At 52.0% G+C, this 12,386-nt stretch carries 6 protein-coding genes; 2 read left to right on the plus strand and 4 right to left on the minus strand.

All coding sequences use genetic code 11. From position 1 onward, the window contains the following. Positions 1 to 13 precede the first annotated feature (13 nt). Both ileS and OCV69_RS03670 read right to left on the minus strand, forming a co-directional pair. On the minus strand, positions 14 to 3,214 hold the full coding sequence (ileS, locus tag OCV69_RS03665; protein WP_158357712.1) for an isoleucine--tRNA ligase: 3,201 nt from the start codon (positions 3,212 to 3,214) through the stop codon (positions 14 to 16). Between the two features lie 479 nt (positions 3,215 to 3,693). After that, positions 3,694 to 7,944, minus strand: coding sequence for a right-handed parallel beta-helix repeat-containing protein (locus tag OCV69_RS03670; protein ID WP_158357714.1), 4,251 nt, complete (start codon positions 7,942 to 7,944; stop codon positions 3,694 to 3,696). A 352-nt stretch (positions 7,945 to 8,296) separates the two neighbouring features. Between OCV69_RS03670 and OCV69_RS03675 the strand changes: the two genes are divergently transcribed. Beyond that, positions 8,297 to 9,754, plus strand: a complete 1,458-nt coding sequence (locus OCV69_RS03675; protein WP_158357716.1) for a nicotinate phosphoribosyltransferase — start codon at positions 8,297 to 8,299, stop codon at positions 9,752 to 9,754. Between the two features lie 32 nt (positions 9,755 to 9,786). Beyond that, entirely contained in the window at positions 9,787 to 10,371 is a 585-nt protein-coding gene (locus OCV69_RS03680; RefSeq protein WP_158357718.1) for a TIGR01440 family protein, read from the plus strand. A gap of 131 nt (positions 10,372 to 10,502) precedes the next feature. Here the strand turns inward: OCV69_RS03680 and OCV69_RS03685 are convergent, their stop codons facing one another. Together OCV69_RS03685 and OCV69_RS03690 are read right to left on the minus strand one after the other, a co-directional pair. Beyond that, positions 10,503 to 10,844, minus strand: a complete 342-nt coding sequence (locus OCV69_RS03685; RefSeq protein ID WP_158357720.1) for a hypothetical protein — start codon at positions 10,842 to 10,844, stop codon at positions 10,503 to 10,505. A gap of 94 nt (positions 10,845 to 10,938) precedes the next feature. Further along, positions 10,939 to 12,138: an ATP-binding protein gene (locus tag OCV69_RS03690; RefSeq protein WP_158357722.1), complete on the minus strand. Its 1,200-nt coding sequence runs from the start codon at positions 12,136 to 12,138 to the stop codon at positions 10,939 to 10,941. Positions 12,139 to 12,386 lie beyond the last annotated feature (248 nt).

The following is a 12,386-nucleotide window of genomic DNA, read 5'->3' on the forward strand; positions in this document are numbered from 1 at the left end:
CTCCTGTTTCTGATTATCTTGTTACCTTTGCAACTCCCAGCATGACAGTCTCGCCGTTGATGTTCCACTCCTTGGCGTGGCCGGCCATCTGTCCCAGGGTGATGCTGTCTGCCAGCACCTCGCTCTTTAACTGGTCTGCATATTTCTTGATGATACCGGTGATGGTATCGTTGTTGTCTGCGTACACGTAGATATGGTCCATGACCTCGAAGCCGGCTTCTTTTCTCATGGTCTGGATCTTGCTGACCAGTTCCCGGTAGAAGCCTTCCTCCACAAGCTCCGGAGTCAGCTTGGTATCCAGGACCACGGTCACGGTGTTGTCTCCCTCGGATACATAGCCCTCCGTCTGTGCCATATCGATCAGAAGGTCCTCTCTGGTGAGCACCACCTCGGCCCCGTCAAAATTAAAGGTCAGGGCTCCCTTTTCATTTAAGGTGTCCATGGCGGCGTTGCCGTCCAGCTCCGTTAAGGCCTTTCTGATATTTCCCAGCTGCTTTCCGTATTTGGGTCCAACGGTCTTTAACTGGGGCTTGAAGGTATAGGAGGTAAAGGCGCGGACGTCGTCAGTAAATTCCACTGCCTTCACGTTTAATTCGTCCTCGATGATCTCCTGGTAGTATTCCGGAAGAGCCTCTGCCTTCACGAACATCTTTGCGATGGGCTGGCGGTTCTTGATATTGGCCGTATTCCTGGCTGCACGGCCCATAACGACCACCTTTAATACCTCGTCCATCTTGGCCTCCAGCTCTTTATCGATGAAGCCTTCCTCCACCTGCGGGAAATCACAGAGATGGATGCTCTCGGGAGCCGTTTCGTCGATGGAGCGTACCAGGTTCTGGTAGATCTCCTCGGTCATGAACGGAACCATGGGAGCCGCTGTCTTGGAAATGGTCACCAGCGCGGTGTAAAGGGTCATGTAGGCATTGATCTTATCCTGCTCCATTCCCTTTGCCCAGAAACGCTCACGGCTTCTTCTTACGTACCAGTTGCTCATGTCGTCCACGAAATCCTGGAGGGCTCTTGCAGCCTCGGGGATCCGGTAGTTGGCCAGGTCGTCGTCTACCTCCTTCACTGTGGAGTTTAACTTGGACAGGAGCCATTTATCCATCACCGGCAGCTTCTCATAATCCAGAGCATACTTTGTTGCGTCAAAATTATCAATATTCGCATAAAGCACGAAAAATGCGTAAGTATTCCACAGGGTTCCCATGAACTTTCTCTGGCCTTCCATTACAGCCTTTCCATGGAACCGGTTGGGCAGCCACGGAGCGCTGTTGATATAGAAGTACCAGCGGATGGCATCGGCGCCGTATTTTTCCAGGGCGTCGAAGGGATCCACGGCGTTGCCCTTGCTCTTACTCATCTTCTGGCCGTTCTCATCCTGTACATGGCCCAGAACGATCACGTTCTCAAAGCAGGGCTTATTGAACAGCAGGGTAGACTCGGCGTGTAAGGAATAGAACCATCCTCTGGTCTGGTCCACGGCCTCAGAGATGAACTGGGCCGGGAACTGCTCATGGAACAGCTCCTGATTCTCAAAGGGATAGTGGTGCTGGGCAAAGGGCATGGCTCCGGAGTCGAACCAGCAGTCGATGACCTCCGGCACCCGGTGCATCTCTTTTCCGCACTGGGGGCAGGTGATGACCACGTCGTCGATGAATGGACGGTGGAGCTCCACCTCTCCCTGGTCGCCGTTCATTTTCTTACTGTATTTCTTTACCACATCCATATAGTTGGGGCTCATTTTCTTAAGCTCTTCCCGGCTGCCGATGCAGTGCATATGGCCGCACTCACACTGCCATACGGGAAGCGGAGTTCCCCAGTAACGGTTTCTGGAGATGCCCCAGTCCTGGATATTCTCCAGCCAGTCGCCGAACCGGCCTTTTCCGATGGATTCCGGGATCCAGTGGATCATGTTGTTATTGCGGATCAGATCCTCCTTCACGGCGGTCATCTTGATGAACCAGGATTCACGGGCATAGTAGATCAGCGGAGTATCGCAGCGCCAGCAATGGGGATAGCTGTGCTCAAATACGGGAGCCTCGAATAAAAGATCCCGCTCTCTCAGATCCTTTAATACCTCCGGATCCGCCTTCTTCACAAAAAGACCTGCAAAGGGCGTTTCCTCTGTCATATCTCCCTTTGCATCCACGAACTGCACGAAGGGCAGGTCATATTTTCTTCCCACCTGGGCGTCGTCCTCACCGAAGGCCGGGGCGATGTGTACCACGCCGGTACCGTCGGTCAGTGTAACATAATCTGCACAGGTCACATAATGGCCCTTTTTATGCTGCTTTTCTGCCACATCGGCGGCGCACTGGTATAAGGGTTCGTATTCCTTGCCCTCCAGATCCGTTCCCACATAGGTCTCCAGGATCTCGTAGGCCGGAGTCCCGTTCTCCTTGTCCGCCAGCTTTCCAAGAACCGTGTCCAGCAGAGCCTCTGCCATATAATAGGTAAAGCCGTCGGCGGCCTTGACCTTCACATACGTTTCCTTCGGATTTACGCAGAGAGCCACGTTGCTGGGAAGGGTCCAGGGAGTCGTGGTCCATGCCAGGATGTATGCGTCCTCTCCCTTGGCCTTAAACCGAACCACCGCCGAGCGCTCCTTTACGTCCTTATATCCCTGGGCCACCTCATGGCTGGAAAGGGGGGTACCGCAGCGCGGGCAGTAGGGAACGATCTTAAAGCCCTTATAAAGAAGGCCCTTGTTCCAGATCTCCTTTAATGCCCACCACTCGGATTCGATATAATCGTCATGGTACGTTACATAGGGGTTATCCATATCCGCCCAGAAGCCGACGGTGCTGGAGAAATCCTCCCACATGCCCTTATACTTCCAGACACTCTCTTTACAATGCTCAATGAACGGCTCCAGGCCATACTCCTCGATCTGCTCCTTGCCGTCTAAGCCTAACATCTTCTCCACTTCCAGCTCCACCGGAAGTCCGTGGGTATCCCAGCCGGCCTTACGAGGAACCATATACCCCTTCATGGTGCGGTATCTGGGGATCATATCCTTGATCACCCGGGTCAGGACATGGCCGATATGGGGCTTTCCGTTGGCTGTCGGCGGTCCGTCGTAGAACACGTAGGGCTGTCCCTTACGGCGGCTGTCGATGCTCTTTTCAAAGATCTTCTGGTCCTTCCAGAATTTCTCCACCTGCTTTTCTCTGTCCACAAAGTTCAGATCTGTTGACACCTTCTGGTACATGACACATTTCCTCCAATCTTGTTGTATGCGCAGCTTTCTCTTCCCTGCGCGTTTCGGTTATGCAGTTTGTGTCTGCGGCTCCCGCGCGGGATGCGGTCTGATTGATAAAAAGATCCCGCGGAGCATTTTTATGTCACAGGATATCCGTTCCTATGATATAAAAAATCGTCCTGTTCTTGCGAACAGGACGAAATATACTCGTTGCACCACCTATTACTGCATACTGACATATGAGTTCCCCTTAACGGTGGAAAACCGGGCTGACTTACTGACCCAGGGACTTCCCGGACGTTCAGACGCCAGCTTGGGAGTGATCTTCCATCTGCATCCGGCGCCAGGCTTCCATCATCCCCGGCTCGCTTTGGCCTTCCCGCAGATCTACTGTCTCCGTCATCGCCTTTTCTTATGCGTTACGCCCTTTTATTATACGGATCACGCGAAAAAATGTCAAGACTTCGATGGGCAAATCAATCAGCTTTTTACTGGATCCACGCACCGTCAGCTCCGACCTGGAAGCCATCGGGAGTCACCGCCGACTCCAGCATGGCCCCTGCCGGGCCTCCGTCTGTCCCTGTGCGGAAGTAATACCAGCTGCCGCCGATCTCATGCCATCCCGTATACATGTGGCCCCGGAAACCATCGTAGCCGGTGTGCAGGTAATACCAGCTGTTATTCCAGAACAGCCATCCATCCTCCATCCAGCCGTCCTCGTCAAAGTAATACCAGTCTCCGCGTCCATTGTATGCCAGGTATTCCCACTCTCCATGAGGATACGTGCCATCGTCATAGCAGAACCACCAGCCGTTCAGACGCCAGGTTCCCTCCGCATCCCTGTATCCGCCTCCGGCAGCAATGGCTTCCTCTGTGTAACGCTCTGTATGGTCAAAGCCAATGGCGATCCCATGGGTATAAAAACCGTAAATACTTCCTCCGATCTTCAGATATTCATTGGACGGCAGCCTTCCATTATTTTCTGTAAATTCACGGCCCTCCAGGATCCAGCGTCCCGTCTTTCCGGTATCGCTGACTGCCCTTTGCCGGCTGCGGCCCGTATCCTCCTCATCGTCGTCATCCCCGCTCACAGACTCTGCGTAAAAGGTCAGCACAAAGGTCATGCCTCCCGGCTCCACCGTTCTTCCGATGGGATCTCTGTCCCACCGCCGGCTTCTGTATCCTCTGTCGGCTCTGACTGCGGGTACAGAATCGATGATGCTGCCCACCTCATACGTTTTCAGTATCTCGGTGCCCCCGTTCTCAGTAAACGTGCCATTCACCACACGGAAGACCACCTGGGCAGTTTCCTTTTCCGGATGCTCGGGAGTCTCAGATCCGGAAGGGTCAGTGGGATCGGCAGGATCTGTGGGTTCGGTGGGATCCGTCGGCTCAGCAGGGTCCGAGGGGTCCGCCGGCTCCTGGTCCTTTGTGTAATAAACGCATATGACCAGATCCTCTGTGATCGTTCCCGTCACACTGCCGTCGATCCTGCTCAAGGTATATCCAGAGATCTCCATCCCCGCATCCTGGGTCACATCGTACTCTGTACCAGAAGCAAAGCTTCGTACCGAATCTCCGGCGATCGGTCTTCCAGTGGATTCATCCAGGTACCGGATGGTCACGGTATTCTGCGGAACCCCCCATACTACGGCAAACAATCCAAACTCCGACGCAGGAAACTGGATCCCCTGATCGGTAGTCTCCAGATCCGGGATCGTTTCCATCCCAGTGGTGGCAATGGACATCCTTAGTCCCGGGTGTCCATTCATTCCGTATTCCCGGTTCAGCTCCGGAAACCGGAGCAGAGTAAATTCTGTATTTTTGTCTGTTCCCTCCGGGTATGGCAGATAGACCAGCTTTTCCGTATTGGAGGTCACCCACGCATTGGCGCTGTTCTGATCCACCAGATCCAGATAGCGGAATTCAAAATGATATTCCATTCCTGATACAGTCCCCAGATGCTCTTCGATCCGTTCCTCCAGCTGCTCCTCCCCGTCGGGGGCGCCTGTCACATAGGGGCGGTCCTCAAGAAGCACGATCCCGGACGTATCTGAAAGCTTCCGGTCCTGGTCGCCGTTGAGATAATAGGCCGCATCACGGGTGCCATTCTGCTTCTGCTCCACAGCCACCGCCTGATCCGGCAGCTCCGCCGGTTCTCCGGAAAGGAGCGGACTGGACAGCTCTTCCGCCGGACTGCTGGTATAGCGGATCACAAGAACGCCGTCCTTCAGCTTCACCTCATTTTTATTGATCCGTACCTTTCCATCCAGATCCGGATCCGCATACTGGAACACGGCCCTGTAAGCGCCCGGAGTTTCCGCTCCATCCATCGGGCTCCCATCGGCTTTCACATAATGAACGGTAAACAGAGCCTTTAGATCGCTCCATGCCTTTTCCTTTTCGTTTCCATACGTCTTATAGACGGTTTCTTTTCCATCCACGCTGATGGATGTGATCTTATTCAGTCCTCCGATGGAGAAATCCTCCGGTTCCGGCATGGCGTTTCCAGAATAGATCCCACATTGGTCCGGATACAATGTATACTGGTCATTATTGACAAACATCAGCGCATAGGACCGGTTCCCCTCTGCGCCCTCCATGGTGACGTCGAGGGTCTTCTGGTTCTCCACCGGGATCAGCTTCATATCCTCTGCCGTAAGATCTGCAGCGGGAAGCCCGTCGGCGTTCAAGGGAATATAGACTGCATACAGCCCGGAGGTATCTGCGCTGTACGGTCTGGATATCAGGAAATGATAATCTTCCGAAGATGGCCGGATCCAGAGACTCGTTGTCCCCGCCAGTTTCCAGGAGGGCTGGCATACTGCCAGCAGCTCCTTTATCTTATCGACTGCGTCTGACTTTGCCTTTCCCAGCCATACCTCCTGATAATCCTCATCCAGGGTCATCGTTCCGGCTGAAAGATAAATTTCCCGGTTTCCCGCCAGTGTTCCTGGTTTAATATGGATGAACTCGTTTTTGTCGTTGGAGCTTCCTCCTATTACTGAGATCTGCGCTCCGCTCCCATTTTCAAAAACCGTTCCGCCGTTGAGCTCCACAACAGATTCTCCTGCATTGGCATACGAGATCCCATAACTGCCGTTTCCGGAGATCTCTCCGCCGTTCATAATAAAGGCTGCTCCCTTTTTATCGGTTTTTCCTTTCACCTCAACCCCGGCTCCCGTATTGCCCGAGATTTTTCCTCCCTCCATAGTCAGCAGGGCGCCATTGTTCACTTTAATGCCCAGGCCCTTGTTATTGCTGATCTCTGCTCCCTCCAGCATCCGGGCCGATACTCTTCCTCCGCTCTGGTTGGCCAGATAGACGATCCCCTTGGGGGCCGTATTCCCAGTGATCTTTCCTTCAAATACGTATCTGGAGCCATTGTTTGTATACAAAAGTCCTCCGGCTCCCGTTGCCGTACAGCCTGTCACCTGGCCGGTGGGGCCCACTGTGATCTCCGCATACCAGCTGCGCATCAGAGAGCCCTTTGTGGTACAATTGGAGATAAGGCCGTTGAGCAGCATTTTATGGACATAATCCTTTCCCTGGTCATTGGCGCTGGCCACCATAATGTCCCGGCAGCCGGAGATCTCTGATCCCGATACGGCCTCAAAATCTCCGATGATTGTATCAATGACCGTATGCTCTGTACTCTCTCCTGCGATCCCCTTAATGCTGCCGCTCTGGGAAAGGACCGCTGTTCCTTCATTCCGTACATGGACAGCCGCGCCTGCTCCTCCCTGCCACATGTCCTTATCTGACCGTATATCAGAGATCGATCCGCCGATCTCCGCGCTGCCGCCGTCCAGGTAAACGGCGCGGCCGCGCATATGGCTGATCTCCGCTCCGGCCTCCATCCGGAAGCTGCCGCCCTGGATCCATACAGCTCCCGCTGCTCCGTAATCCCCCTTCTCCTTCGTCCTGTCAGCAACACCGTCTGTATCATCACAGATCTGGCTCCCATCCTCCATCACCAGGTCACCGCCGGAAAGCCGGACCGCTGACATTCCTCCAAAATTCCGAAGGGTGGCCCCGGAAGCCAGTATGATCTCTGCCGTTCCGTTATAGGTCGCCACAATGGCGTCCTGTACCAGACTTTCATTTCCTCCCTTTCCATCCGTGGAGGCCTGTTTAAAGTTCACACCCTCGGTCTTTCCACCATCGTCCAGAACGATATCCGTCAGTGTCAGGGACGCGGTCTGCGCCTCGCCCGGCCTTGTTCCTCCCACCTCGATCATAGCTGGATGATAACCGCCTCTGGCCAGGTCCTGCGCCTTTTCAAAGCCATCTCCCCGGAAAACCGTATGGCCCTGTCCGTCAATGGTCAGATCCTTATCCCAGAACCTGGCGCTTTTCGTCTCAGTAAGATCTGACATCAGACAGATAGTATCCCCATCCTCTGCCTGGTCCACTGCATAAGCCAGAGAAATATATGGATCCTCCTCAGTCCCTGCTCCCGAATCCCACCGGGCATTGCTGGAGGAAGCGGAAACATAGACCTCTCCGCCGCTGCTCCGTTTTTTCCCCATCGTTTCCGGCCGTCTGGATAAAAGCCCCGGGACTGTTGTTCCAGGAATTTTCTCCGCATCGGAAACGGTGGCTGCTTTCATGCTGTTTTCTGGCTGCTTTGTCTCCGCTGCTGCCCGGATCTGACCGGCCGGGAACACCGTCCCGCCTATGATGGCCAGAGAGAGCAGAAGCGCTCCTGCCTGTTTCATCGTTTGCCTGTTTCTCACACACTCTACCTTCTTTCTGAATAATTTCCAGTTCTCTCCAGAAGCTGGGCTCCCAATGGAAGGAACCTCTGCAAATAAAGCAGTTTATTGGAAGAAAAACACATCCATTCCAGGCAGATTGCAGTCAAGAAACAGCAAATCTGCAGTTTCTATCCTTTAAATGGTTGAAAACGTCAGAATTAAATGGTAAAATCAAGCTGAATGGAAAGAATTTTCTGCGCCCTTGCTTCCTATAAACTGCTTTATTGGAAGCAAGGCTTTTGTTATTTTTTTAACAAAAAATTTGCGTTTTCCTTCCTTTATTGCTATAATGTCGGCAACGATATGGGATAGTACACAAGGAGAAGGTATTATGAGTAAACGCAACCTGACGCTGCTGACGGATCTCTATGAACTGACCATGATGCAGGGTTATTTTTATGCCAAGGATGCCAATGAAACTGTGATCTTCGACGCTTTTTACCGCGACAATCCTGACGGCAACGGCTTTGCCATCGCCGCCGGTCTGGAGCAGGTCATCGAATACATCGAGGATCTCCATTTCGATCCCGAGGACATCGATTATCTGCGTTCCACTGGGATCTTTAAAGAGGATTTCCTGGAATATCTGGCTGATTTTAAATTTACCGGCGATATCTACGCCGTTCCCGAAGGAACCGTGGTCTTCCCCAGGGAGCCTCTGGTAAAGGTCATCGCCCCCATTATGCAGGCCCAACTGGTGGAAACAGCCCTTTTAAACATCATCAACCACCAGAGCCTCATCGCCACCAAGACCTCCCGCATCGTCCATGCGGCCGGAGGCGATGGAGTCATGGAATTTGGTCTCCGCAGGGCCCAGGGACCGGACGCAGGTATCTACGGAGCCAGGGCGGCCATGATCGCCGGCTGTATCGGCACCTCCAACGTGCTCTGCGGCCAGATGTTCGACGTACCAGTGAAGGGGACCCACGCCCACAGCTGGATCATGAGCTTTCCCGATGAGCTTACTGCTTTCCGTACCTATGCGAAGCTTTATCCGTCAGCCTGTATCCTCTTAGCGGATACGTATGATACCTTAAAATCCGGGATTCCCCATGCCATCCAGGTATTTAAGGAAATGCGGGAAGCCGGGATCCCCCTGACCTTCTACGGGATCCGCATGGACTCCGGCGACCTGGCCTACCTCTCCAAGGAGGCAAAAAAAATGCTGGATGCCGAGGGCTTCACCGATGCGGTGATCTCCGCCTCCAACGACCTGGACGAAGGACTGATCTCCAGCCTTAAGAACCAGGGAGCCGCCATCAATTCCTGGGGCGTCGGCACCAACCTGATCACTTCCAAGGACTGTCCGTCCTTCGGCGGTGTGTACAAGCTGGCAGCCATCAAGGATAAGGCCACCGGCAAGTTCATCCCCAAGATCAAGCTCTCTGAAAATGAGGAAAAGATCACCAATCCCGGCAATAAGACTATTTACAGGATCTACAGCCGGGACAGTCATAAGATCATCGCCGACCTGATCTGCCTGGTGGGCGAGACTTACGACGAAAACAACTCTCTTCTGCTGTTCGATCCTGTGGCAACCTGGAAAAAGACGCTGCTGGCTCCGGGAACCTACACTATGAAGGAGATCATGGTCCCCATATTCAAGGATGGGGTCTGCGTATACCATTCTCCCAAGGTCATGGAGATCCGGGAATACTGCAAAAAGGAGCTGGATACCCTGTGGGATGAGACAAAACGTCTGGTAAACCCCCATGAGGTCCATGTGGATCTTTCCAACGAGCTGTGGCATATGAAGACCAGGCTCCTGGAAGCTTACCACTTTGAGTAAAAAGATAAACTGAATGAAACCGAGGTGTTTTTATGAGTGCAACTGATATTGCAAAATCTGTGGATGTGGATCTGGATCTGGTCCAGGAACAGGCCGCTTCCGTGGCTGAAGAGCTGATCGCAGCTGCAAAAATGAAGGAGGGCCAGATCCTGGTGGTGGGCTGCTCCTCCAGCGAGATCGCAGCCCATGCCATTGGCTGCTATTCCAGCAAGGAGGTGGGAGAAGCCGTATTCAACGCCCTCTATAAGGCAACGAGAAAGCACGGCCTTTATCTGGCTGCCCAGTGCTGCGAGCACTTGAACCGCGCCATTATCATCGAAGAAGAGGCCGCATTGAAATACGGCCTGGAAATGGTCAATGTAAAGCCCCAGCTGAAGGCCGGCGGCTCCTTCTCCACCGCCGCCTGGAATGGCTTCGCTTCTCCCTGCGCCGTGGAGCGGATCCAGGCCCACGCAGGCATTGACATCGGCGACACCCTCATCGGCATGCACCTGCGCCCTGTGGCCGTTCCGGTGCGCACCGAAGTAAGATCCATCGGCTCCGCCCATGTGGTCTGCGCCAGGACACGGCTCAAATACATCGGCGGCGAGCGGGCCGCTTACCAGGCACAGAAATAATACAGCTGCTTAAAAAGTGGATGTATAATGCTGATTGTAGTGTTTTAATGGAAACTGCCCATTCTGTCTGCAGACAAGATGGGCAGTTTTATTTCTGCTTATTTCTCTATAACGGCCACCAATCTCCCTCCTTACGGATTCGCAAACATCGCCGTCAGGAGCGCCACATATTCCTCTCCGATCTCAGAAAAAGTTTTATCCTTTCGTTTCACATACCCAAAACAGAGCTCTGCACTGCGGTCCTCAAACGGAAGCTCCACCAGCCCCGTTTCTGACGGCTGGTACCGGGCATTATAAAGATATTTCAGGGGACCCACTGAAAATGCTTTTCCCTGACGTAAAATATCCTGTGCCAGAACATAATCCGGTACATCGATCAAGGTATGGCAGCTGATCAGCCTCTGGTAGGATTCCAGAGCACGCAGATAAACCTCCATCGGACGATACAGCACAAACGGATATGCTTTGCACATATGAAGCGTCACTGACCGGATCCGGCTCTGATCCTCTACCAGGCCTAAGATCCCAATATCATACTCATGTGAGGCTACATTTCATGGAATATTTTCAATACTCAGCACTAAGCAAAAAATCCGCCAGGTGTATGATTTTTACACCATTCACATTTCCTGATGCCAATTCGTCCAGCGTCACAACATATTTAGGATAGTGATCCCTGATTTCAAGGAGATTGGCGATTTCCCGATCAGATTCCTCCGGCAGCCTGCGGCATACCTGAACGTAGATGCGCTCATCGCGCTGCACTGCCACAAAGTCAATTTCTTTTGTTTCGTTTTTTCCGATATAGACCTCATAGCCTCGACGCCGCAGCTCAAAATACACGATGTTCTCCAGCATAGCCGCTATGGACTTTGGATTAAATCCCATGATGCAGTATTTTAGGGACGCATCTGCCAGATAGAATTTTTCCTGGGTTTTCAGTACAGATTTTCCCTGCAGATCATACCGCTGGCAGCGATAGATCACAAACGCCTTTTCCAGCCAGTTCAGATAGTTATAAACCGCCTCCACCGACAGAGAGCGCCCCTCGCTTTTGAGAAACTTCGCAATGGCATTGGCCGAAAAGGTCTTGCCCACGTTTTCCACGATATACTTTACAACACGATTAAATAAATCAAAGTTCGTGATGTTATGCCGTTTTGTAATATCGTTCGTAATAACAGAGTTATAGATACCCTCCACGATCTGATAGGCGGAGCGTTCATCAAAGCTGCTCAGCGCCACAATTGGGAAACCGCCCAATCGCAGATATTCATTTAACAATTCCTTTAGATGACGGGAATCTGATTTTTTGAATTCTAAATACTCAGAAAAAGACAACGTATAAACCGGAATGGAAATATACCGCCCCGTCAAGTAGGTGGATATTTCGCTGGACATCAGTTTGGAATTGGAGCCAGTCACATAAATATCAGTGTTGGCATTCTCCAACAGACTATTGACCGCTTTTTCCCAGCCTTCGATTTCCTGTACTTCATCCAGCAAAAGGTAGTAGCGCCCTTCATTGGTCATTTGCCTCTTTATACCGTTATACATATCTTTGTCGGTCATACCGTCATCAAAATCCTCCGACGTATATCGCATACTGATAATATGGTCTGCGGCAATCCCACTTTCCAGCAGATCATCCCGCAGCATATCTAAAATTGTGGATTTGCCACAGCGCCGGATTCCCGCTAATATCTTCACAAGCGGAACATCCCGATAGGTTTTCAGCGTATTCATATAGTCTGACCGGATAATCATATCACTCGCCTCCTCATTTCCTACTCATAGTATACAGAAAAAGTTCTTGGATATCAATAGTTTTTACGTTTAATACGTAAAAACTTATTATATTTCAAAACTTTTTCGTATTGGATGGTTTGAGTATGTAGAATTAAAAAGGCAAAGCAGAATTCTGAGATTCGATGATAGAAGGCGGATGTTATGAAGGAAAAGATTCTTATGGTCTTCTTTACAGTAGTATACTTTCTTATCTTCTGCTATTTTAT

Origin of the sequence: Alitiscatomonas aceti (assembly GCF_025567195.1) — a bacterium.
Lineage (GTDB): Bacteria > Bacillota > Clostridia > Lachnospirales > Lachnospiraceae > Alitiscatomonas > Alitiscatomonas aceti.